Origin of the sequence: Streptomyces sp. QH1-20, assembly GCF_041283565.1 — a bacterium.
In the GTDB taxonomy this organism is placed as follows: domain Bacteria; phylum Actinomycetota; class Actinomycetes; order Streptomycetales; family Streptomycetaceae; genus Streptomyces; species Streptomyces syringius.
On sequence record NZ_CP166299.1, the window covers coordinates 5684727 to 5708621 of the forward strand.

At 71.3% G+C, this 23895-nt stretch carries 16 protein-coding genes; 12 read left to right on the plus strand and 4 right to left on the minus strand.

Annotation, left to right across the window (positions count from 1 at the left end; genetic code table 11):
* Positions 1–209 precede the first annotated feature (209 nt).
* Positions 210–794, plus strand: coding sequence for a flavodoxin family protein (locus tag AB8O64_RS25925; RefSeq protein ID WP_370421670.1), 585 nt, complete (start codon positions 210–212; stop codon positions 792–794).
* Between the two features lie 126 nt (positions 795–920).
* Here AB8O64_RS25925 and AB8O64_RS25930 read toward each other — a convergent pair whose 3' ends face one another.
* Positions 921–1811 carry a CAP domain-containing protein gene (locus tag AB8O64_RS25930; RefSeq protein WP_370421671.1) on the minus strand — a complete coding sequence of 297 codons (891 nt, stop codon included), beginning with the start codon at positions 1809–1811 and terminating at the stop codon, positions 921–923.
* Between the two features lie 378 nt (positions 1812–2189).
* Here AB8O64_RS25930 and AB8O64_RS25935 point away from each other — a divergent pair, with 378 nt between their 5' ends.
* From AB8O64_RS25935 to AB8O64_RS25950, 4 genes are all read left to right on the plus strand, one after another.
* Positions 2190–2471 carry an acylphosphatase gene (locus tag AB8O64_RS25935; RefSeq protein WP_370421672.1) on the plus strand — a complete coding sequence of 94 codons (282 nt, stop codon included), beginning with the start codon at positions 2190–2192 and terminating at the stop codon, positions 2469–2471.
* Positions 2472–2877: 406 nt separating this feature from the next.
* Positions 2878–3084: a hypothetical protein gene (locus AB8O64_RS25940; RefSeq protein ID WP_045933597.1), complete on the plus strand. Its 207-nt coding sequence runs from the start codon at positions 2878–2880 to the stop codon at positions 3082–3084.
* 257 nt (positions 3085–3341) lie between these two features.
* Positions 3342–6941 carry a chromosome segregation protein SMC gene (smc, locus tag AB8O64_RS25945; RefSeq protein WP_370421673.1) on the plus strand — a complete coding sequence of 1200 codons (3600 nt, stop codon included), beginning with the start codon at positions 3342–3344 and terminating at the stop codon, positions 6939–6941.
* Between the two features lie 209 nt (positions 6942–7150).
* Entirely contained in the window at positions 7151–8569 is a 1419-nt protein-coding gene (locus AB8O64_RS25950; RefSeq protein WP_356454115.1) for a sugar porter family MFS transporter, read from the plus strand.
* Positions 8570–9165: 596 nt separating this feature from the next.
* On the opposite strand, the gene AB8O64_RS25955 is transcribed toward AB8O64_RS25950, so the two are convergent.
* Positions 9166–10644, minus strand: a complete 1479-nt coding sequence (locus AB8O64_RS25955; RefSeq protein ID WP_365187793.1) for a cytosine permease — start codon at positions 10642–10644, stop codon at positions 9166–9168.
* A gap of 210 nt (positions 10645–10854) precedes the next feature.
* On the opposite strand from AB8O64_RS25955, the gene ftsY reads away from it, so the two are divergent.
* Complete coding sequence (ftsY, locus tag AB8O64_RS25960; RefSeq protein ID WP_370421674.1) at positions 10855–12090, plus strand: signal recognition particle-docking protein FtsY; 1236 nt, start codon at positions 10855–10857, stop codon at positions 12088–12090.
* Between the two features lie 122 nt (positions 12091–12212).
* Here ftsY and AB8O64_RS25965 read toward each other — a convergent pair whose 3' ends face one another.
* Entirely contained in the window at positions 12213–12881 is a 669-nt protein-coding gene (locus AB8O64_RS25965) for a bifunctional DNA primase/polymerase (protein ID WP_370421675.1), read from the minus strand.
* Positions 12882–13288: 407 nt separating this feature from the next.
* On the opposite strand from AB8O64_RS25965, the gene AB8O64_RS25970 reads away from it, so the two are divergent.
* The 5 genes from AB8O64_RS25970 to ffh all read left to right on the plus strand — a co-directional run bounded on the left by AB8O64_RS25970 (position 13289) and on the right by ffh (position 21006).
* Positions 13289–14842, plus strand: a complete 1554-nt coding sequence (locus tag AB8O64_RS25970) for a hypothetical protein (RefSeq protein WP_370421676.1) — start codon at positions 13289–13291, stop codon at positions 14840–14842.
* 317 nt (positions 14843–15159) lie between these two features.
* The gene (locus AB8O64_RS25975; protein ID WP_370421677.1) at positions 15160–16437 is read left to right on the plus strand and encodes an ammonium transporter; all 1278 of its coding nucleotides are present in this window, start codon (positions 15160–15162) and stop codon (positions 16435–16437) included.
* Positions 16434–16772 (plus strand): P-II family nitrogen regulator, encoded by a 339-nt coding sequence (locus tag AB8O64_RS25980; protein WP_370421678.1) that lies wholly within the window; start codon positions 16434–16436, stop codon positions 16770–16772. Before AB8O64_RS25975 ends, AB8O64_RS25980 begins: the two co-directional genes overlap by 4 nt.
* 58 nt (positions 16773–16830) lie before the next feature.
* Positions 16831–19314, plus strand: a complete 2484-nt coding sequence (locus tag AB8O64_RS25985) for a [protein-PII] uridylyltransferase (protein WP_370421679.1) — start codon at positions 16831–16833, stop codon at positions 19312–19314.
* A gap of 153 nt (positions 19315–19467) precedes the next feature.
* Positions 19468–21006 carry a signal recognition particle protein gene (ffh, locus tag AB8O64_RS25990; RefSeq protein WP_356454123.1) on the plus strand — a complete coding sequence of 513 codons (1539 nt, stop codon included), beginning with the start codon at positions 19468–19470 and terminating at the stop codon, positions 21004–21006.
* Positions 21007–21094: 88 nt separating this feature from the next.
* Here ffh and AB8O64_RS25995 read toward each other — a convergent pair whose 3' ends face one another.
* The gene (locus tag AB8O64_RS25995) at positions 21095–21922 is read right to left on the minus strand and encodes an SAM-dependent methyltransferase (RefSeq protein ID WP_370421680.1); all 828 of its coding nucleotides are present in this window, start codon (positions 21920–21922) and stop codon (positions 21095–21097) included.
* Between the two features lie 375 nt (positions 21923–22297).
* Between AB8O64_RS25995 and proS the strand changes: the two genes are divergently transcribed.
* The gene (proS, locus tag AB8O64_RS26000; RefSeq protein ID WP_130880134.1) at positions 22298–23710 is read left to right on the plus strand and encodes a proline--tRNA ligase; all 1413 of its coding nucleotides are present in this window, start codon (positions 22298–22300) and stop codon (positions 23708–23710) included.
* Positions 23711–23895: the final 185 nt, after the last annotated feature.

Here is a 23895-nt window from a genome sequence, read left to right on the forward strand (position 1 = left end):
GGGGCCCGGGGCCCCGGCCGGCCTCTCAGCCTTCGGCGTGCTCCCCGCGTGCAGGGTCTGCTGCGCCAGGGCTTCGTGAACCATGCCATCTGTCGCGCTGCGGAACCTCGTACTTCCGCACAGCGCCCACCCCAGGATTGCGCTTTCCCAAAACGCAGTGTTTACCTTTGGCCATCACTTCGCTCGCCCCCTTTCCCTAGGAGCCCGCTGTGGCCACGCCCGTCGTTTCCATCGCCTACGACTCCGGCTTCGGCCACACCGCGGTCCTCGCCGAGGCCGTCCGGGCCGGCGCCGCCGACACCGGCGCGACCGTCCACCTCATCAAGGTCGACGAGATCAGCGAGGCACAGTGGGAGCTGCTCGACGCCTCCGACGCGATCATCTTCGGCTCGCCCACCTACATGGGCACCGCCTCCGGCGCCTTCCATGTCTTCGCCGAGGCCACGTCCAGGCGCTGGGCGACCCGCGCCTGGCAGGACAAGATCGCGGCCGGCTTCAGCAACTCCGGCTCCAAGAGCGGCGACAAGCTGCACACCCTCCAGTTCTTCACGGTCCTCGCCGCCCAGCACGGCATGCACTGGGTCGGTCTGAACCTGTCGCCCGGCTGGTGCAGCTCCACGGGTTCCGAGAACGACATCAACCGCCTCGGCTTCTACCTCGGCGCCGGCGCCCAGACCGACACCGACCAGGGCCCGGAAGGTGTCCACAAGGCCGACATAGCGACCGCCGAGCACCTCGGCCGCCGCGTCGCCGAGCAGACCCGGATCTACGTCGCGGGCCGCGCGGCCGTCTGACCGGTGCCCGCCCCTGCTGAACGATGACGTCGGCCGTCGCGGTCCGGGTTTCCTCCCGGTCCGCGACGGCCGACGACGTTCAACGGGCGCTGGGTGACGGCCTGTTGGGCGCGCCCCGCAAAGCCCTCAGTAGCCGAATTCCTGCGTCCACCACGGGCCCCCCGGGCCGGAGTGCATACCGATGCCGATCGTCCGGTAGTCGCCGTTCAGGATGTTCCGCCGGTGGCCGGGGCTGCGCATCCAGGCCTCCATCACGGACTGGGCGTCGCTGTGGCCGCGGGCGATGTTCTCGCCGCCGAGGGTGGTGATGCCGCGCTTGGCGGCCCGGTCCCAGGGCGTCCGGCCGTCCGGGTCGGTGTGGGCGAAGAAGCCCCGCCTGGCCATGTCCTCGCTGAAGTCCTGGGCGAGCCGGGCCAGCCGGGCGTCGGCGCGCACCGGGCGGCGGCCCGCCCGCACCCGCTCCCGGTTGACCAGCGCGAGCAGATGGGCCGCGACCGAGGCCCGGGGAAGCGCGACCGCCTGGGCCGCGTCCGGCGCCGCGGGGTCATCGGCCCGGGGCGGGGAGGAGGGTGGCGGGGCGGACGGTGCCGCGGTGGTCCGGGCCGCTTCCGGCGGTGCCGCCGCGTCGCCACGGGGATCGGCGCCGAAGCCGGTCTCCCGGGGCGCGGGCGGGGCGGACGCCGAGGGCTCGGCCGCGGGCTCCCGCCACGGGGCCGCCGAGGGCGCGTGCGACGGCTCGGCCTCCCGGTGCGCGGGGAACCACTGCCGCTCTTCGGGCTCCCGGGGCTCCAGTGGCCGGGGGCGCTGGGTGAGGAGATCGCGGGGCAGGTCCTCGCCGAAGTCGGGCGGCAGATCGGGCTCGGACGGCTCCTCCACCTCGAACCGGCCCCGGGTGCTCTCGCTGCCGGTGCCGCTGTTGAGCGTGTAGGTGTCGCTGCCGCCCGGCAGCAGCCCTGAGGCCACTACGACCGCGCCCATCGCCATCGCGGCGGACGCGCCCAGCAGCCCGGTCCGCACGGGCCCCTTCGCCCTGCTCCGGGCTCCGCGGCGGGGGCTCCGGTGCCGTCCCGTGCCGGCCGCCGGGACGGACGCGCCGAAAGGGCTGCGGGAGTTCGCCGGGAAGGGCTTGGCGGACCGTTGCGTCGGTGTGTTCGGGGGATCGCTGCGTTCGGTCGACCCGCTCGTCAGGGACGCGCCGGCTGCCTGGGAAATCGCGGCCGTGTCGTCGGAGGTCTCGGGGGCAGAGCGTCGATGGCGACCCATCCGCTGCCTTCCTTACGTGCTCGGCGTCATCGTGCGTCACTCGTACGGCGGAGTCTTAACGAGCGGCGACTGTACGCCAAGACATGGGGGGCCGAGGTGCTACCTGCGCAATTGCCCGGTTAACGTGCAGACATGAACGAGAATGTCCGTCTTACTGCCTGGGTTCGTGGTCATGTGCAGGGTGTCGGCTTCCGATGGTTCACGCGGGAGAACGCTCTGGGGATCGGTAATCTGATCGGCTTTGCCTCGAATCTCGACGACGGGCGCGTCCAGGTGGTCGCGGAGGGGCCGCGCGAGCGGTGCGAACAGCTGCTCGATTGGCTCCGCGACGGGGACACGCCCGGGCGCGTGGACGGTGTCACCGAGATCTGGGCCACACCCAAGGGTGGTTATGACGGCTTCGAGATCCGCTGACCGGACGGCCCGGAAAGCGGTTTGCGGGGTGAAGCGAAGAGATTTGGCGGGGCATGGGAGTCGTATTCATATGCCGCTGGCATATTCGCTCGGCAGAAATTGCCTGATGGTTGCCAACTCGGCCCCGTCGTGGAAGGCTGCAACTCAACGGATGATCTCCACGCCCCCTCGGGCCCCGGGAGAGGAAAGCGCCGCGCATTCGCCGCCGCGCACCCCTGGGACGCCCGTGGATACGGGGCGTGATCGTGTTGACCGTCAAACCTTTTGGTGAGACTCTGGAAGCCCCGCGCACCTTAGCTGTTTGGCCATTGAACACCGCAGTAGCTGATGGCAGACACCGCGGGTGCGAATCCCTCACGACCCACACCGCTTCCGGTCGGTCACTCAGTGTGGAGGACCATCCATCATGGCAAAGGCGCTTCTCGGTTACGTCGGCGGTTCCGACCCCCGAGTCCTCTCCGAGATGCGACGGCTTCAGCAGCGTGTCCAGGACCTCGAATCCGAGCTCATTCGGATGCAGGCCGAGAACGACGCACTGTCCGCCGCCGCGCACCACGGCGACTCGTTGCTCGACAGCATCGACGTACCCCAGGCGGAGCCTGCGCTCGCCTGACCCACGCCCTTCCTCCGGGGGTCCGGTCAGGCTGCACTGTCAGCCGCTTGTGATCTGCAAGGGACGCTTCGGCGTCCCTTCGTCGTATCCCCCCGGCTGCCGCCCGACCTGGGCGCCTGTCTGAATTTCGCCGCACCGCCCCCTCACGTCTGATGTGCCCTGCGCTTTCCCGGGTGAAACCGAAATGAAGACGCGGTGTCGCCCGCGCCTCGTGCCAGGACGCGACGGGAGGCGGGCGGGCGGTAGAGTCCCACCGCGTGCACCTCAAGAGCCTGACCCTGCGTGGGTTCAAATCCTTCGCCTCGGCCACGACGCTGCGCTTCGAACCCGGCATCACCTGCGTCGTGGGCCCCAATGGTTCGGGAAAGTCCAATGTCGTGGACGCGCTTTCCTGGGTCATGGGCGAGCAGGGTGCCAAGTCGTTGCGCGGCGGCAAGATGGAAGACGTCATCTTCGCCGGGACGACCGGCAGGCCGCCGCTGGGCCGCGCCGAGGTCTCGCTCACCATCGACAACTCCGACGGTGTGCTGCCCATCGACTACGCGGAAGTCACCATCACGCGGATCATGTTCCGCAACGGCGGCAGCGAGTACCAGCTCAACGGCGACACCTGCCGGCTCCTGGACATCCAGGAACTCCTCTCCGACTCCGGCATCGGCCGCGAGATGCACGTCATCGTCGGCCAGGGCCAGCTCGACTCCGTCCTGCACGCCGACCCGACGGGGCGCCGCGCGTTCATCGAGGAGGCGGCCGGCGTCCTCAAGCACCGCAAGCGCAAGGAGAAGGCGCTGCGGAAGCTCGACGCGATGCGCGCCAACCTCGCCCGCGTCCAGGACCTGACCGACGAACTCCGCCGCCAGCTCAAACCGCTCGGCCGGCAGGCGGCCGTCGCCCGCCGCGCCGCCGTCATCCAGGCCGATCTCCGCGACGCCCGGCTGCGGCTGCTCGCCGACGATCTGGTGACCCTGCGCGAGGCGCTACGCGCGGAGATCGCCGACGAAGCCGCGCTCAAGAGCCGCCGGGAGGCCGTGGAGGCCGAGCTGCGGGCGGTGACCGACCGCGAGGCGGCGCTGGAGGACCGGGTGCGGACGTTGACGCCGCGGCTGGGGCAGGCGCAGCAGACCTGGTACGAGCTCTCCCGGCTCGCCGAACGCGTACGGGGCACGGTGAGCCTCGCGGACGCCCGGGTCACCAGCGCGACCACCGCCCCCGAGGAGGAGCGGCGCGGCCGCGACCCGGAGGACCTGGAACGCGAGGCGGCCCGGGTCCGTGAGCAGGAAGCGGAGCTGGAGGCCGCCCTGGAGGCGGCGAGCCGGGCGCTCGAGGACACGGCCGAGCACCGCGCCGAGCTGGAGCGGCGGCTGGCGGAGGAGGAACGGCGCCTGAAGGACGCCGCCCGGGCCATCGCCGACCGCCGCGAACAGCTCGCCCGGCTGCACGGCCGCGCCACCGCCGCCCGCGACCGGGTCGCCTCCGCCCAGGCGGAGATCGACCGGCTCGCCGCCGCCCGCGACGAGGCCCTGGAACGCGCCGCCGAGGCCGAGGCCGCGTACGCGGCACGGCAGAGCGAGGTGGACGGCCAGGGCGCGGACGACGCCGAGCTGGCCGACCGGCACGAGAGCGCGAAGCGCGAGCTCGCCGCCGCGGAAGCCGGGCTGAACGCGGCCCGCGAGGCGGCGACGGACACCGAACGGCACCGCGCGGCGCTGGCCGCCCGCCGGGACGCACTCGCCCTGGGGCTGCGCCGCAAGGACGGAACGAGCACGCTGCTGTCGGCGAAGGATCGTTTGTCCGGCCTGCTGGGTCCGGCCGCGGAACTCCTCACCGTCACCCCCGGACACGAGCTCCCCGTCGCCACCGCCCTCGGCGCCGCCGCCGACGCGATCGCCGTCACGGACACCGCCACGGCGGCCGAAGCCCTGCGCCTGCTCCGCAAGGAGGACGCCGGGCGCGCGGCACTGCTGGTGTCGGCGGCACCGGAGCCCGACGGACCCGACGACGCCCCGGCAGACCCCGACGACCGCGACCGGACGCCGGGGACCCCGCGCCCGGCGGCGGAACTCGTGGCCGGCCCGGCGGCGTTGCTGCCCGCCGTACGCCGGCTGCTGCGCGACGTCATGGTCGTCGCGACCCTGGAGGACGCCGAGGAACTGGTGGCGGCCCGGCCCGAGCTCACCGCCGTCACCGCCGAAGGCGACGCCCTCGGCGCACACTTCGCGCACGGCGGATCCGGTGGGGCGCCGAGCCTGCTGGAGGTCCAGGCGGCCGTCGACGAGGCGACGGCCGAGCTGGCCGAACTGGACGCGCGGTGCGAGGAACTGACCGCCGCCCTGCGGGCCGCCGCCCGGCGCCGCGATGAGTGCGCCGACCACGTCGAGGAACTGGCGGTCCGGCGCAGCGCCGCGGACCGGGAGAAGTCGCAGATCGCCCAGGACCTGGGACGGCTCGCGGGCCAGGCGCGGGCGGCGGCCGGGGAAGCCGGGCGCTCGGCCGCGGCGGCCGAGCGCGCCGCCGAGGCCCTCGAACGGGCCACCGAGGAGGCCGAGGAGCTGGCCGAGCGGCTGGCGGTCGCCGAGGAGATGGCCGCCGACGGCGACGAGGCGGCGGACGAGCCGGACTCGTCCGTACGCGACCGGCTGGCCGCCGACGGTGCCAACGCGCGGCAGACCGAGATGGAGGCACGCCTCCAGGTCCGCACGCACGAGGAGCGGGTCAAGGGCCTCGCCGGCCGGGCGGACGCCCTCGACCGGGCGGCCCGTGCCGAGCGGGAGGCCCGCGTCCGGGCCGAACAGCGGCGGGCACGGCTGCGCCACGAGGCGCGCGTCGCCACCGCCGTGGCGGCCGGGGCCCGGCAGCTGCTCGCACACGTCGAGGTCTCGGTCGTACGGGCCGACGAGGAGCGGCGCGCGGCGGAGACGGCCAAGGCCGGGCAGGAGCGGGAGCTGGTCGCCGAGCGGAACCGGGCGCGGGAGCTCAAGGCCGAGCTCGACACACTGACGGACTCGGTCCACCGCGGTGAGGTGCTGGGCGCGGAGAAGAGGCTGCGCATCGAGCAGCTGGAGGCCAAGGCCCTGGAGGAACTCGGCGTCGAGCCGGCCGGGCTCGTCGCCGAGTACGGCCCGGACCAGCCCGTACCGCCCTCGCCCGCCGCCGAGGGCGAGGAACTGCCTGAGGACCCCGGCCATCCGCGGAACCAGCCCGTGGCCTACGTACGGGCCGAGCAGGAGAAGCGGCTGCGGGCGGCCGAGCGGGCGTACCAGCAACTCGGCAAGGTGAATCCGCTCGCGCTGGAGGAATTCGCAGCGCTCGAGGAGCGGCACCAGTTCCTCTCGGAGCAGCTTGAAGACCTGAAGAAGACGCGCTCCGATCTGCTCCAGGTCGTGAAGGACGTCGACCGGCGGGTCGAGGAGGTCTTCACGGCGGCCTACCACGACACGGCCCGCGAGTTCGAGGGCGTCTTCGCGCGTTTGTTCCCCGGCGGCGAGGGCAGGCTGGTGCTCACCGACCCGGAGGACATGCTGTCCACCGGCGTCGATGTGGAAGCCCGGCCGCCGGGCAAGAAGGTCAAGCGGCTGTCCCTGCTGTCGGGCGGCGAACGGTCGTTGACCGCCGTGGCGCTGCTGGTGGCGATCTTCAAGGCGCGGCCGAGCCCGTTCTATGTGATGGACGAGGTCGAGGCGGCGCTGGACGACACCAACCTCCAGCGGCTGATCGGGATCATGGAAGAGCTCCAGGAGAGCTCCCAGCTGATCGTCATCACGCACCAGAAGCGGACGATGGAGGTGGCCGATGCGCTGTACGGGGTTTCCATGCAGGGCGACGGGGTCTCGAAGGTCATCAGTCAGCGACTTCGATGATCAAAAACCGCTAGTTCAAGTGTTGAACTCAAGCGCGGGGAAACTCACAGGAAACTTCTTGGTTACGACCTATTGACTTCGAAAGTTGAAGGCATAGGGTCTGCAACGTTGCTTTTACCTTTCGGTGGTGGGTGCCGATGCCCCATGTACCACTGGAAGGGCCAGCCCCCCCCACGCCCGGCAACGCGGCCGGGTCTCAGGAGTACACGTTGACCAGCACTGCGACGGCGCAGGGGTCCGAGGGCCGCAAGGCCCAGCCGGACCACCTCGGCCACGTCATTTTCATCACCGCGGCCGCGGCCATGGGTGGCTTCCTCTTCGGCTACGACAGCTCCGTGATCAACGGCGCGGTCGAGGGCATTCGCGGTAAGTACGACGTCGGTTCCGCCGCCCTCGCCCAGGTCATCGCGATCGCCCTGATCGGCTGCGCGATCGGTGCCGCCACCGCGGGCCGGCTCGCGGACCGCATCGGCCGGATCCGCGTGATGCAGATCTCCGCGACCCTGTTCACGATCAGCGCGGTGGGCTCGGCGCTGCCCTTCGCCCTGTGGGACCTCGCCTTCTGGCGGGTGCTCGGCGGCATCGCGATCGGCATGGCCTCGGTCATCGGCCCGGCCTACATCGCCGAGGTCTCGCCGCCCGCCTACCGCGGCCGCCTCGGCTCCTTCCAGCAGGCCGCGATCGTGATCGGCATCGCCGTCTCGCAGCTGGTCAACTGGGGCATCCTCAACCTCGCCGACGGTGACCAGCGCGGCAAGCTCATGGGCATAGAGGCCTGGCAGCTGATGCTCGGCGTCATGGTCGTCCCGGCCGTGCTCTACGGTCTGCTCTCCTTCGCGATCCCCGAGTCGCCCCGGTTCCTGATCTCGGTCAACAAGATCGACAAGGCGAAGGCCGTCCTGGCCGACGTCGAGGGCAGCCACATCGACCTCGACGCGCGCGTCAACGAGATCGAGCTGGCGATGCGCAGCGAGCACAAGTCGTCCTTCAAGGACCTGCTCGGCTCCAGGATGGGCTTCATGCCGATCGTCTGGGTCGGCATCGGCCTCTCGGTCTTCCAGCAGCTCGTCGGCATCAACGTCGCCTTCTACTACTCGGCGACCCTGTGGCAGTCCGTGGGCATCGACCCGAGCGACTCGTTCCTCTACTCCTTCACCACGTCGATCATCAACATCGTCGGCACCGTGATCGCGATGATCTTCGTCGACAAGATTGGCCGTCGCCCGCTCGCCCTCGTCGGCTCCGCCGGTATGGCCATCTCCCTCGCCCTCGAGGCCTGGGCCTTCTCCGCCCAGGCGGCGGACGGCTCGCTGCCGACCACGCAGGGCACGGTGGCCCTGATCGCGGCCCACGCGTTCGTGCTCTTCTTCGCCCTCTCCTGGGGTGTCGTGGTCTGGGTCTTCCTGGGCGAGATGTTCCCGAACAAGATCCGCGCCGCGGCGCTCGGCGTCGCCGCCGCCGCGCAGTGGATCGCGAACTGGGCCATCACGGCGAGCTTCCCGAGCCTGTCGGACTGGAACCTCTCGGGTACGTACGTCATCTACGCGTTCTTCGCGTTGCTCTCGATCCCCTTCGTGATGAAGTTCGTGAAGGAGACCAAGGGCAAGGCGCTGGAGGAGATGGGCTAACCCCCCCGCTGCCCGTCTCCTCGAAGGACGCCGCCCCGGCTCACCATGAGCCGGGGCGGCGTCTTTTGTTTGTACCTGTGGGGGGCGCGCTGGGGCCGGTGCCGTGCCCTTTGCCGGGTTTCGGCTTCGGCGGTGCCCTGTGGAGCCTGGGGCCGGTGCCGTGCCGCGCAGGGGGGTCGGGGGGGCTGCTTCGCTTTACGCCCCCCGACCCCCCTGCGCGTCCCGCCCCCGGCGTTGTCGACTGCGGGTGTACGGGGCGAGGAACCGGATACCCCCGGCTCCCGCGACGGGAGGGGCCGGGACGCGGAGGGGTGGGTTCGGGGCGTAAAGCGAAGCAGCCCCGAACCCACCCCGGAGCGGCGTGGCCCCGGGCCCGGCCCCACGGGTTTCGCGGAGCGATACGGGCGGCACGGCACCGGCCCCAGCCCCCAGGGGTTTCGCCACGCGATACGCGCAGCGCGGCACCGGGCCCCGCGGGTCCCGGTGCCGGCGTCACAGACGCCCGCCAGCGCCACAGACGCCGTAGGCAAAACGCAGACGCCCCCTCCGCCGCACAAGCGGCAAAGGGGGCGTCCGAACAGTCCAGCGACCAGCGACTACGCGGCAGCGGACTCCCGCTGCGCACCGGCGGCGGCCGCAGCCGCGTCCGCGTCGGGCGAGGCCGATTCCCGCGGAGCCGGCAGCACTGCCATCAGCAGGGCGGAGATGGCGATCGTCGCCGCCCAGCTCAGCCCGTACTTTCCGACGAACGTCGAGGCGAGCGGCCCCGTGAACCAGTCGCACTTCGTGAAGCAGATGCCCGCGATCAGGGCGATCGTCCAGGCCGTCATCGCCTGCCAGCAGAAGCCGCCCACGTACCAGTAGCGGCTGGTGCGGCCGGTGTCCATGAGGCCCTCGGGGTCGTAGCGCACGGCACGGGCCCGGCGGCGGGCCATGTCGACGGCGTAGACGCCGATCCAGGCGGAGAAGGAGACCGCGAGCAGGATCAGGAAGGTGATGAAGGAGCTGAGGAAGCTCTTCGCGACCAGCATCAGCAGCAGACCGCCCACCAGGGAGATCACGGCGTTGATGCTGACGGCCATCGCGCGGGGCAGCTTCACGCCCATGGTCTGCGCGGTGAAACCGGCCGAGTACATCGAGAGGCTGTTGATCAGCAGCATGCCCACGATCGCCGTGACGAGGTAGGGCACGGCCAGCCAGGTCGGCAGGATGTCACCCAGGAAGGAGACCGGGTCCGGGGCCTCGGCGAGGCCCGGGGTGGCCACGGCCATGACCGCGCCCATCAACACCATCGGGACCATGACCAGACCGGCGCCCGAGATCGTCGCACCGACGATCTTCTTGCCGGAGGCCGCGTGCGGGAGGTAGCGGGTGAAGTCGGGGCCGGTGGGCACCCAGCTGATGCCGCCGGCGGCGATCGTGCCGATGCCGGTGATCATCATGGCCGTGGTGCCGGCGGGCTTGGAGAAGACCTCGTCCCAGTCCATGTTGGCGATCAGGTAGCCGAGGACCAGCACGCTGAAGATGCCGAAGAGGTACGTCGACCACTTGTTGCACACGTTCAGCGCCTTGCGGCCCATGCCGCTGACCAGGAACGTGCAGGCGACGAAGACGAACAGCGTGATCACGATGAGCACGTTGTTGCTCTTGATGCCGAAGAGCAGGTCAAGGACGGTCAGCACCGCATACGCGCCGGTGACCGCGTTGATCGTCTCCCAGCCGAAGCGGGCGACCCACAGGATCGCGCCCGGGAAGAGATTGCCGCGCACACCGAAGGTCGCGCGGGAGAGCATCGCGCCCGGGGCGCCGCCCCACTTGCCCGACACCGAGAGCACGCCGACCATGCCGAACGACGCGAGCGCGGCGCAGGCGGCGACGATCAGTACCTGCCAGAAGTTCAGCGCGTTGAAGACGACCAGGGCGGCGCCCATGGTGAGCAGCAACACGCTGATGTTGGCCGCGACCCAGGTCGGGAAGAGTTCCCGGACTCTGCCGTGACGCTCCTGATCCGGTACGGGCTCGATGCCGCGGGTTTCTATCGCGCCTTCTGAATCGGCGAGGACGACGTTGTCCATGAGGTGGGGCTCCGTGCGGGGTGAAGCGAGGCGGGAAGCCTGGGCAGAGGGGGACGTGGGGACTCTACGCGCGTCGCATCGTCGCACGCCACCGTAGTTTGCTCCAACTTTGGCGGGTTGGTCGCTTTGGTCCTCACAACCAAGATCGAACACGCGCGCCACCGTTTGTGGAGTAGCCCCGGCGGCTCGGTGTCCGATACTGGGTCCGTTATGGAAATCGTCATCCTCGCTGTAGTCATCGCTGTGGTCGCGCTCGCCGCGATCAGCGGGCTCGTGGTCAGCAGCCGCAAGAAGAAGCAGCTGCCCCCGGCCCCGCCGAGCAGCCCGTCCGTCACCGCGCCGCCCGCCGAGCCACACGTCGGCGAGGAGGCCGAGACCCCGAGCGCGGAGCCGCGCCGGACCATTGAAGAGGTGGACCTGCCGCCGGCCGAGGCGCCGGCCGCGGAGGCACCCGTAGTCGAGCCGGAGGCCCCCGAGGCACCGGCCGCCCCCGAAATCGAGGTCCCCGAGCCCACCGCGGGCCGGCTGGTGCGGCTTCGCGCCCGGCTCTCCCGCTCCCAGAACTCCCTGGGCAAGGGACTGCTCACCCTGCTCTCCCGCGAGCACCTCGACGAGGACACCTGGGAGGAGATCGAGGACACCCTGCTCACCGCCGACGTCGGCGTCGCGCCGACGCAGGAGCTCGTGGAGCGGCTGCGCGAGCGGGTCCGGGTACTCGGCACCCGCACCCCGGAGGACCTGCGCGATCTGCTCCGCGAGGAGCTGCTCACCCTCATCGGCACCGACTTCGACCGCAGTGTCCACACCGAGCCCGGTGTGGGGACGAACGGCGAGGAGAAGCCCGGCGTCGTCATGGTCGTCGGCGTGAACGGCACCGGCAAGACCACCACCACCGGCAAGCTCGCGCGTGTGCTCGTCGCCGACGGCAAGTCCGTCGTGCTCGGCGCGGCGGACACCTTCCGTGCCGCCGCCGCCGATCAGCTGCAGACCTGGGGCGAGCGCGTCGGCGCCCGTACGGTCCGCGGGCCCGAGGGCGGCGACCCGGCGTCGATCGCCTTCGACGCGGTCAAGGAGGGCATCGCCGAGAACGCGGACGTCGTCCTCATCGACACCGCCGGCCGACTGCACACCAAGACCGGGCTCATGGACGAGCTGGGCAAGGTCAAGCGGGTCGTGGAGAAGCACGGCTCGGTGGACGAGGTGCTGCTGGTGCTGGACGCGACCACCGGACAGAACGGCCTGGTCCAGGCCCGGGTGTTCGCCGAGGTCGTGAACATCACGGGCATCGTCCTGACCAAGCTGGACGGCACCGCCAAGGGCGGCATCGTCGTCGCGGTCCAGCGTGAGCTGGGCGTGCCGGTGAAGCTGGTGGGCCTCGGCGAGGGCGCGGACGACCTCGCGCCGTTCGAGCCGGAGGCGTTCGTCGACGCCCTCATCGGTGACTGAGTAGGGGAGTCCCGTCGCTAGCGGCGGCACCCCATAAGAGAGAGGCCCCGCCACGGACACCTGTCCGTGGCGGGGCCTCTTTTTCTTGTGGGGGGTGAACTCGAGGGGAAAACTCCGCGCGCTCAGCTCGCGGCCGAGCGGTGGCAGACATAGGCGAGGGTGCCCAGCAGCAGCCGGGCCTGCGGGGGGCGGCCCGCGGTGTCCAGGGCCGGCGGGCGCAACCAGCGCATCGGGCCGAGGCCCGCGAAGTCGGAGGGCGGGGCGGTGATGTGGTCACCGGCTCCCAGGCAGCGCAGATCGAGCCGGGCGTCGTCCCAGCCCATGCGGTAGAGCAGCTGGGGGAGTTCGGCGGCGGCGCCCGGTGCGACGAAGAACAGCGCCCGGCCGTGCGGGGTGAGGGCCACCGGACCGAGCGGCAGCCCCATCCGCTCCAGCCGCACCAGCGCGTGCCGGCCCGCCGCCTCCGCGACCTCCAGGACGTCGAACGAGCGGCCCACGGGCAGCAGTACGGCCGCGCCCGGTACCTCGGCCCAGGCCGCCGTGGCATCGTCCAATGTGGCCCCGGCCGGGACGGGTGGGGCGAAAGAGAGTGGATGGGCGCCCGGGGCAGGGCAGTCGGCGGTGCCGCACGAACACGTCACACTCCCGCCGCGGGCCGCCCGGGCGCCGGGCACCACGTCCCACCCCCAGAGGCCGGTGTACTCCGCTACCGTCGTCGCGCACTCCGACGCGCGCCACCGGCGCCGAGAGCTCGAGCGCAGATCCCGGATGCCGCCGATTGTGAAGCCCATGCCCCCTCCAACGGGTCGTGCTCGCAGATGGTTACGACTCGGAGTGTCCCGAACACGTACGGTCGCCGACGCCTGCTCTGCGGCGGCGCGGCGGTGCGTGACGGGTGGTGCGGCTCGCTCTGTGCGCCCTGGCGTGCATCAACCCACCCCCTCCTGATCGTTCCGCTGTCAAGTCAATCGCGTTGTGACGTGGAGGAGTTCATTCGTTGGGGTGGCGAATGGTGGCGATTACTGGACTCTTCTCGCCGAAGCCGTGATCGTAGGATTACTTTCGGTACGCGAACCCGGAGACGCACCCGCCGGTGGGTATGCCGGAGGCATTGCTCCGTCCCGGTGCTCCTTGCCTCGCGACCGTTTATTACCGGCCGAGATGGTGCATCACCGGACAAGCAGTCGCAACAGGCGGCATGCTGTGGGCGGTTCGAGCGCAGAGCAGAGTTCCGGATGGGGGCGTTCCAGTGGGCGGCAACGGCAGCGGCATCGGTGGGGCCGACCAGCCCGACAAGGGCGACAAGCGTCCCAATGAGCAGTTGGGCTCATGGTTCCTGCGCAGTGGTCTGTCGAAGGGCGAGTTGGCCCGGCAAGTCAACCGCAGGGCGCGTCAGTTGGGCGCGCATCACATCAGCACGGACACCTCGCGGGTGCGGCGCTGGCTCGACGGCGAGCAGCCGCGCGAGCCGATCCCGAAGATCCTCTCCGAGTTGTTCTCCGAGCGCTTCGGCTGTGTGGTGGGCGTCGAGGACATCGGTCTGCGTGCCGCCCACCAGTCGCCGTCCGTGTCCGGCGTGGACCTGCCCTGGGCCGGGTCCCAGACCGTCGAGTTGATCAGCGAGTTCTCCCGCAGCGACCTGATGCTGGCGCGGCGCGGTTTCCTCGGTACCTCGCTCGCCCTGGCGGCGGGACCCGCGCTGATCGAGCCCATGCAGCGCTGGCTGGTGCCGGTCCCGGCGGGCCGTGAGCCCGAGCGGCCGGCCGTGTCCGAGGGTGGCCGTCGCGGGGCCAAGCTCTCCAGGCCGGAGCTGGATCTGCTGGAATCGACGACGATGATGTTCCGGCAGTGGGACGCCCAGTGCGGTGGCGGTCTGCGCCGCAAGGCCGTGGTCGGGCAGCTGCACGAGGTCACCGACCTGCTCCAGGAGCCCCAGTCGGACGCCACGTCCAAGCGGCTGTTCAAGGTCGCGGCCGAGCTGGCGGAGCTCGCGGGCTGGATGAGTTACGACATCGGTCTGCACCCCACCGCGCAGAAGTATTTCGTGCTGGCTCTGCACGCCGCCAAGGAAGCCGGCGACCGCCCCCTCGGTTCGTACATCCTCTCCAGCATGAGCCGCCAGATGATCCACCTCGGCCGGGCGGACGACGCGTTGGAGTTGATCCATCTCGGGCAGTACGGCTCCCGCGAGACGGCCACCGCGCGGACACAGGCGATGTTGTATGCGATGGAGGCCCGCGCCTACGCCAATATGGGCCAGCCCGCCAAGTGCAAGCGCGCGGTGAACATGGCGGAGGACTGCTTCAGCGACTGCGCGCCGGGCGACGGGGATCCCGATTGGATCCGTTTCTTCTCCGAGGCCGAACTCAACGCGGAGAATGCCCATTCCTACCGGGATCTCGCTTATGTCGCCGGTCGCAGCCCCACATACGCCTCGCTCGCGCGGCCCAAGATGGAGACGGCCGTCGAGCTCTTCGAGCAGGACGTGGAGCATCAGCGGTCGTATGCGCTCAACCTCATCGGCATGGCCACCGTGCACCTCATGGAGCGCGAGCCCGAGCAGTCCACGGTGCTCGCCGGAAAGGCCCTCAAGATCGCCAAGCAGGTGCGCTCGGAGCGGGTCAACAACCGGCTGCGCAAGACCGTCGACACCGCCGTGCGCGATTTCGGCGATGTGGCCGAAGTCGTCGACCTGACCGAGCAACTCGCCGTTCACCTGCCGGAATCCGTGGAGACCGCGCACGCGGTCTGACCCCTCCGGCCCCCGGACCCGGCCGCGACGACCATCCCGTACAGCCCGACTCGGCTCCCCCCACGCCAGGTCACTTCGGTTGGTCGTCGCGGTCGGCCTTCTTCTGCCGCCGGACCGCGGCCGTCCGCGCGGTCCGGCGAGCCGTGCGCTCGCGGTTCATCGTGGCGTAACACGTCGGCCGGCTTCGTCACTGTCGCGAAACAATCGATGGCATCGGCTGAAATCGCGCTGCGTCAGCCTCGAGGCCATACCGGCCCATCACATTTCCCGCCCGCACGGGTGTACGGGTCGCCGCTTCGATCGAGGAGACGACGACATTGAATGGCGCAGATACCGCATTCGTATTGATCAGTGCCGCGCTCGTGATGCTGATGACACCGGGCCTTGCCTTCTTCTACGGCGGCATGGTGCGGGTGAAGAGCACGCTCAACATGCTGATGATGTCCTTCATCTCGCTCGGCATCGTCTCGGTGCTCTGGGTGCTCTACGGGTACTCGCTCGCCTTCGGTGACGACCTCGGCGGCGGGCTGTTGGGCAACTTCGACCACATCGGCCTCAAAGGCATCAGTCCCGAGACCCTGACGGGCGGCAAGGAAGGCATCCCCGTCCTCGCCTTCGCCCTCTTCCAGTTGATGTTCGCGGCCCTCACCCCCGCGCTGATGAGCGGGGCCCTCGCGGACCGCGTGAAGTTCAGCGCCTGGGCGCTGTTCATCACCCTCTGGGTGACGGTCGTCTACTTCCCGGTCGCGCACTGGGTCTGGCAGGCCGACGGCTGGCTCTTCAAGCTCAAGGTGATCGACTTCGCGGGCGGCACGGCCGTCCACATCAACGCCGGTGTCGGCGCGCTCGCCGCCGTCCTCGTCGTCGGCAAGCGCATCGGCTTCAAGAAGGACCCGATGCGGCCGCACAGCCTGCCGCTGGTGATGCTCGGCGCGGCGCTCCTGTGGTTCGGCTGGTTCGGCTTCAACGCGGGCTCGGCGCTGGCCGCCAACGGCGTCGCCGCCAACATGGCGATGAACACCCAGGTGGCCACCGGTGCCGCGATGCTCGGCTGGCTCGTCTACGAACGCATCCGGCACGGCGCCTTCACCACCCTCGGCGCGGCCTCCGGCGCCGTCGCGGGCCTGGTCGCGATCACCCCGGCCGGCGCCGCCGTGAACGCCTTCGGCGCGATCCTCATCGGACTCGTCGCCGGTGCCGTCTGCTCCTGGGCCGTCAGCCTCAAGTTCAAGCTGGGCTTCGACGACTCCCTCGACGTGGTCGGCGTGCACCTCGTCGGCGGTGTGATCGGCACCCTCCTCGTCGGCGTCCTCGCCACCGACGGTGTCGGCGGCGTGACCCAGCTCGGTCGGCAGGCCGCCGGGGCGTTCGCCGTGATGGGCTACTCCTTCGTCGTCTCCTGGCTCCTGGCCAAGGGCGTCGACAAGGTGGTCGGCTTCCGCGCCACCGAGGACGACGAGGTCAGCGGCATCGACCAGGCCTACCACGCCGAGAGCGCCTACGACTTCAGCGCGGTCGCGGGAGTCTCCTCCGCACGGGCCGCCGCGCCCGCCGCCGTATCCGACAAGGCGCAGAACAAGAAGGTGGACGCATGAAGCTCATCACCGCGGTCGTCAAGCCGCACCGGATCGACGAGATCAAGGACGCGCTGCGGACCTTCGGCGTCCAGGGTCTGACCGTCACCGAGGCCAGCGGCTTCGGCAGGCAGCGCGGCCACACCGAGGTCTACCGCGGCGCCGAGTACGAGATCGACCTCGTCCCGAAGATCCGCATAGAGGTGCTGGTGGAGGACGCCGACGCCGAGGACGTCGTCGACGTCATCGTGAAGACGGCCCGCACGGGAAAGATCGGCGACGGCAAGGTCTGGGTCGTCCCGGTCGAGACGGTGGTGCGCGTCCGGACCGGAGACCGCGGGCCGGACGCGCTCTGAGCCCGGAGCACGCCGCCGGAAGAGGGCCGGAGCAGGGCCGGAAGAGGAGAAGCCCGAGTTGACCGAGATCACGACGGACGAGACCGAACCTGGCCGCCGGCCCGACCCCGGCGGTTACGCGGCGGCCCGGCTGCACCTCCTGCACGAGGAGGCGCCGGCCGGGCCGCCGCGCCGCGCCGCACTCGCGCGCGCCACCGACGCGTGGCTGGGCGGACTGCTCGGCGCGGCGCGGGGCGTCGCGCTGGCGGCCGTCGGTGGCTACGGGCGCGGCGAGCTGTCGCCGCGCAGCGATCTCGACGTGCTGCTCCTGCACGACGGCTCCGCGGACGCGCCCACCATCGCGGCACTCGCCGACCGCGTCTGGTACCCCGTGTGGGACCTGGGCCTCGCCCTTGACCACTCCGTCCGCACCCCCTCCGAGGCGCGCAAGACCGCGGCCGGTGACCTCAAGGTCCACCTCGGTCTCCTCGACGCCCGCCACATCGCCGGCGACCCCGCCCTCACCGCCGGGCTGCGCACGGCGGCCTACGAGGACTGGCGGGCCCAGGCGCCCGCCCGGCTGCCGGAGCTGCGCGAGCTGGGGGAGGAGCGGGCCCGCCGCCAGGGAGAGCTGCGGTTCCTGCTGGAACCCGACCTCAAGGAGGCGCGCGGCGGGCTCCGCGACGCGACCGCGCTGCGGGCCGTCGCCGCGTCCTGGCTGGCCGACGCGCCCCGCGAGGGCCTGGAGGAGGCCCGGGCGCTGCTGCTCGACACCCGCGACGCACTCCACCTGGCCACCGGCCGGGCCACGGACCGGCTGGCCCTCCAGGAGCAGCACCAGGTCGCCACCGCACTCGGGCTGCCCGGCGCGGACGCGCTGCTGCGCGAGGTCTATGAAGCGGCCCACACCGTCTCCTACGCCGCCGACATCACCTGGCGCGAGGTGGGACGGGTCCTGCGGGCGCGGTCCGGGCGGCCCCGGCTGCGCCGGCTCCTCGGGGGGCGGGGCGGGCGCGGCGGGTTCGTCGAGCCCGAGCGGACCCCGCTGGCGGAAGGCGTGGTCGAGCAGGACGGCGAAGCCGTGCTCGCCCGCACCGCCCGGCCCGAGCGCGACCCCGTCCTGCCGCTGCGCGCGGCGGCCGTGGCGGCACAGGCGGGGCTGCCGCTGTCCCGGCACGCCGTACGCCGCCTCGCGGGCGCCGGGCCGCTGCCGGTGCCGTGGCCCGACGAGGCCCGCGAGCAGCTCGTCACGCTGCTCGGGGCGGGCGAGTCCACCATCGGCGTCTGGGAGGCCCTCGAAGCGGAGGGCATCGTCTCCCGGCTCCTGCCCGAGTGGAAGCACGTGCGCTGCCGCCCGCAGCGCAACCCCGTCCACCGCTGGACCGTCGACCGGCACCTGGTCGAGACAGCCGTTCGGGCCGCCGCCCTCACCCGCCGTGTCGGCCGACCCGACCTGCTGCTCGTCGCGGCCCTCCTGCACGACCTCGGCAAGGGCCTGCCCGGCGACCACAGCGTCGCGGGCGAGACCATCGCCCGGGACGTGGCGCCCCGGCTGGGCTTCGGCCCGGCCGACACCAAGACCCTCGCCACTCTCGTACGCCACCATCTGCTGCTCGTCGAGACCGCCACCCGCCGCGACCTCGACGACCCGGCCACCGTCCGCTCGGTCACGGACGCCATCGGGCACCCCGACACCCTGGAGCTGCTGCACGCCCTCACCGAGGCCGACGCCCTCGCCACCGGACCGGCGGCCTGGAGCGCCTGGCGGGCCTCGCTGGTCGCCGATCTGGTCCGCCGTGCCGGTGCCGCCCTCGCGGGCGGGGTGACCCCGAGCCGCGCGGAGGCCGCGGCGCCGACCGTGGAGGAGGAGCGGCTGGCGATCGAGGCGCTGCGCACGGGCGGCCCGGTCCTGGTCCTGCGCACCCGGCCGGAAGGAACCGGCGCCCCGACGGACACCCCGACGGACCCCCTGACGGATTCCGGTGCCCCGGCGCCCGTCGGCATCGAGCTGCTCGTCGCCGTCCCCGACCAGCCGGGCGTGCTGCCCGCGACGGCCGGGGTCCTCGCCCTGCACCGGCTGACGGTCCGCGCGGCGGAACTGCGCACGATCGCGCCCGAGCCCGCCATCGACGGCAGTGCCCTGGTGCTGAACTGGCGGGTGGCGGCCGAGTACGGCGCGCCCCCCGAGGCGGCCCGGCTGCGGAACGACCTGGTGCGGGCCCTGGCGGGCACCCTGGACATCGCGGGCCGGCTGGCCGAGCGCGAGGCCGCCCACGGCAAACGGCGCCGGGGCGTCCGTCCCGCGCCGCCGCGGGTGAGCGTGGTCGAGGGCGTCTCGCGGGCCGCGACGGTGGTGGAAGTGCGGGCGCACGACGCCCCCGGGCTGCTGCACCGGATCGGCCGGGCCCTGGACGCGGCGGGGGTGTGGGTGCGCAGCGCCCACGTCTCCACGCTCGGGGCGAACGCCGTGGACACCGTCTATCTCACCCGGCAGGACGGCTCACCGCTGCCGGACGCGGCGGCGGTGGCGCTGGCGAAGGCGGTGGAGGACGCCCTGCGGTGACCGCGCCGCGGGGCGGCCGGGCGGCCTCCTCCCGTCCCCGCGGGAATCCCCTCTTCGTCTCATATCCGGCGGGCGAGGACACCGGCTCGGCGCGGCCGGATACCCTGGGAGGCGATTGACTCTGCCCCCCGACTCCGAGGACCTACGAGCGCCGTGTTCGATACCCTCTCCGATCGCCTTTCCGCGACTTTCAAGACCCTCCGGGGCAAAGGCCGCTTGAGCGAGGCGGACATCGACGCCACGGCGCGCGAGATCCGCATCGCGCTGCTCGAAGCGGATGTGGCCCTCCCCGTCGTCCGGGCCTTCATCAAGCAGGTCAAGGAGCGCGCGCTCGGGGCCGAGGTCTCCAAGGCCCTCAACCCGGCGCAGCAGATCATCAAGATCGTCAACGAGGAGCTCATCGGCATCCTCGGTGGCGAGACCCGGCGGCTGCGCTTCGCCAAGACCGCGCCGACCGTGATCATGCTCGCCGGTCTCCAGGGTGCGGGTAAGACCACCCTCGCCGGCAAGCTCGGCCACTGGCTGAAGGGCCAGGGCCACAGCCCGCTGCTCGTCGCCTGTGACCTCCAGCGCCCCAACGCTGTGAACCAGCTCAGCGTCGTCGCCGAGCGTGCCGGTGTCGGCGTGTACGCGCCGCAGCCGGGCAACGGCGTGGGTGACCCCGTCCAGGTCGCCACGGACTCGATCGAGTTCGCCCGCACCAAGCAGTACGACATCGTCATCGTCGACACCGCCGGCCGCCTCGGCATCGACGCCGAGATGATGCAGCAGGCCGCGGACATCCGCGACGCCGTGCGCCCGGACGAGATCCTCTTCGTCGTCGACGCGATGATCGGCCAGGACGCGGTCAACACCGCCGAGGCCTTCCGCGACGGCGTCGGCTTCGACGGCGTGGTGCTCTCCAAGCTCGACGGCGACGCCCGCGGTGGTGCCGCCCTGTCGGTCGCGCACGTGACCGGCAAGCAGGTCATGTTCGCCTCCAACGGCGAGAAGCTGGACGACTTCGACGCGTTCCACCCGGACCGCATGGCGTCCCGCATCCTCGGCATGGGCGACATGCTCAGCCTCATCGAGAAGGCCGAGCAGACCTTCAGCCAGGACGAGGCCGAGAAGATGGCGGCCAAGCTGGCGAAGGGGCCGAAGGAGTTCACGCTCGACGACTTCCTGTCCCAGATGGAGCAGGTCCGCAAGATGGGCAGCATCAGCAAGCTGCTCGGGATGCTGCCCGGCATGGCGCAGATGAAGGACCAGATCAACAACCTCGACGAGCGCGACGTGGACCGCACCGCCGCGATCATCAAGTCGATGACCCCGGCCGAGCGCCAGGACCCGCACATCATCAACGGCTCGCGCCGCGCCCGTATCGCCAAGGGCTCCGGCGTGGAGGTCAGCGCGGTCAAGAACCTCGTGGAGCGCTTCTTCGAGGCCCGCAAGATGATGTCGCGCATGGCCCAGGGCGGCGGTATGCCGGGCATGCCGGGAATCCCGGGCATGGGCGGCGGCCCCGGCCGGCAGAAGAAGCAGCAGAAGCAGGCCAAGGGTAAGCGCAAGAGCGGCAACCCGATGAAGCGCAAGGCCGAGGAGCAGGCCGCGGCCGCGCGCCGCGAGCAGGGCGAGGGCCCGCTGGGGCTGCCCGCTCAGGCTCCGCAGAACTTCGAACTGCCCGACGAGTTCAAGAAATTCATGGGCTGAGACCCATCCGTCGGCCCCAGCCGGTGAAATCGCCCGTCACGGTTCTGAGTGGCGGGCGATTTCGTTGTCGGTCGAGGGAAGCGGCGCCCTAGACGCGCGCGATGAGATAGCGGAAGACATTCGGCATCCAGACGGTCCCGTCCCGGCGCAGATAAGGGTGCAGGGCTTCGACCAATTCCTTGGTCACCTGCTCCTCGTCCGTCGCCCGCATCGCCGCGTCGAACGCGCCCGTCGACAGCAGGCCGCGCACCGCGCTGCCCATGTCGGCGTAGCCGTACGGGCACGACACCCGCCCCGAGCCGTCCGGCACGAGCCCGGCCCGGCGGGCCAGGTCCTCCAGATCGTCACGGCCACTGGGCCGCCAGCGGGCAGGCGCGCACATCGGGTCCGCGAGCCGGGCCGCGACTCGAAGCGCCCCCGAGGCAGCGCAGCGCTCCTGTGGTCCCCAGCCGGCCAGGACGACCGGAGCGCCGTGCTCGGCGCAGGCGGCGGCCCGGGACAGCGCCTCCGCCATGCCGCGGGCGCTGCCGCCCGCGCAGTACAGCGGATCGAAGGCCGTGATGAGATTGAAGGCCGGAGCGCCCGGTTCGAGGACGCACTCCGGACCGCCGTGCCCCAGCTGCGTGCCGTCGCCGCCGGATCCCTTGGGTATCAGCCGCTCCCGGGCCAGCTCCAGCCTGCGCCCGTCCTGGTCGACGCCGGAGACGGCGGCCCCGCGGGCCGCGGCCATCAGCAGCGCCAGGCCGGAGCCGCAGCCGAGGCTGAGGAGCCGGGTACCGGAGCCGACCTCCAGCCGTTCGTAGACCGCTTCGTAGAGCGGCACCAGCATCCGTTCCTGGATTTCCGCCCAGTCGCGGGCCCGAGGATCGGGCGACGTGGAGGACGGCCGGTGCCGCCGTACGAGCGTTGGTGTCATCGAAAGCGCCCCAATCCGCCGAGAGACGTGATCTGGTCCTGATTGCCGCCCCCGTGTGCTGCTGTGCGCGCTGCTGTGAAACACCCCCGATAGCCAGAGAACTCCGCTTCCGTCCCCGAGTCCAGAGGGACGGTGCCAGAACGTTCCCGTCCGCCCACGATGGCATGTGCCGGGTGTCATCGCACGGAGAGGATTCCCGGAGGGGCCGGACGGAAATCCGGACGGGGAAGCGACCGACCGGGCGAATCGGGGGCGGACGCCCGGGGGCCGAGGACCGGCCGGCGGGTTTGTGGGAAGGAGCCTGGGACGGGACCGGGACGAGGGCCGGGACGGGGGATTCACGCTCGACCCTGAGTGCCCCGTACCATTCGCACCATGGCAAAGGCTCCCATTCTCACCCCCCAGGCGGAAGATTTCCCGCGCTGGTACCAGGACTTGATCAACAAGGCCGAGCTGGCCGACAACGGCCCGGTGCGCGGCACCATGGTCATCCGCCCGTACGGGTACGGGCTCTGGGAGCGCATGCAGCAGGAGATGGACGCGCGCATCAAGGACGCGGGCGCCCAGAACGCGTACTTCCCGCTCTTCATCCCGCAGTCCTACCTGACGAAGGAAGCCGAGCACGTCGAGGGCTTCGCCCCCGAGCTGGCGGTCGTCACGCACGGCGGCGGCAAGGAGCTGGAAGAGCCGGTCGTCGTCCGGCCGACCTCCGAGACGATCATCAACGAGTACTTCTCCAAGTGGGTGCAGAGCTACCGCGACCTGCCCCTGCTGATCAACCAGTGGGCCAACGTGGTCCGTTGGGAGATGCGCCCCCGCGTCTTCCTCCGCACGAGCGAGTTCCTCTGGCAGGAGGGCCACACCGCCCACGCCACCTACGAGGACGCCCGCGACTACGCCGCCCGCATCCACCGCGACGTCTACGCCGACTTCATGGTCAACGTCCTCGGCATCGACGTGGTCCTGGGCCGCAAGACCGCCAAGGAGCGGTTCGCCGGTGCCATCAACACCCTCACCCTCGAGGGCATGATGGGCGACGGCAAGGCCCTCCAGCTGGGCACCAGCCACGAGCTGGGCCAGAACTTCGCCAAGGCCTTCAACACCCAGTACCTGTCCAAGGACAGCAAGCAGGAGCTGGTCTGGCAGACCTCGTGGGGCGTCTCGACCCGCATGGTCGGCGGTCTGATCATGTCGCACGGCGACGACAGCGGTCTGCGCGTCCCGCCGCGGCTGGCGCACGTCCAGGTCGTCGTCATGGCGATCAAGGGCGACGAGGCCGTGGCCAAGGTCCGTGAGCTCGGTGACCGGCTGAAGGCCGCGGGCATCCGCGTCCAGGTCGACGACCGCGTCGACACCCCCTTCGGCCGCCGGGCCGTGGACTGGGAGCTCAAGGGCGTACCGGTCCGTATCGAGATCGGCCCGCGCGACCTGGAGAACGGCACCGCGATGCTGGCCCGCCGGATCCCCGGCGGCAAGGAGCCGGTGACGATCGACTCCCTCGTCGACCTGCTGCCGAAGGTGCTGGAGGAGGACCAGGCGCAGCTGCTGCGCGAGTCGCGTGAGCGCCGTGAGTCCCGTACGGCCGACGTCAGCACCATCGAGGAGGCCGCCGAGGCCGCCGTCGCCGGTGGCTGGGCGCGGATCCGCTGGGCGGACCTGGGCCCCGAGGGCGAGGCCAAGCTCGGTGAGCAGGCCGTGTCCGTGCGCTGCCTGGTCGCCGAGGACGGCTCGGTGCCGGACGCGGACGACGCCCCGGGCACCATCGCCATCGTCGGTCGCTCCTATTGAGCCCACCCGGGCGCCCACCGGCGCCCGGGTCGTCAAGGGGCACGCTCCCCGGCGTGCGCCGGCCGATTCACCCTTACCGGTGAGTCAGTACGTCCACTCTTGCGAACGGGTGCGCGGCTTCTCCACAGATCTGCGCACCCGCCCTCGTCAGGACGCATGAGCGTGAAACTGACTGGTACGTGCAA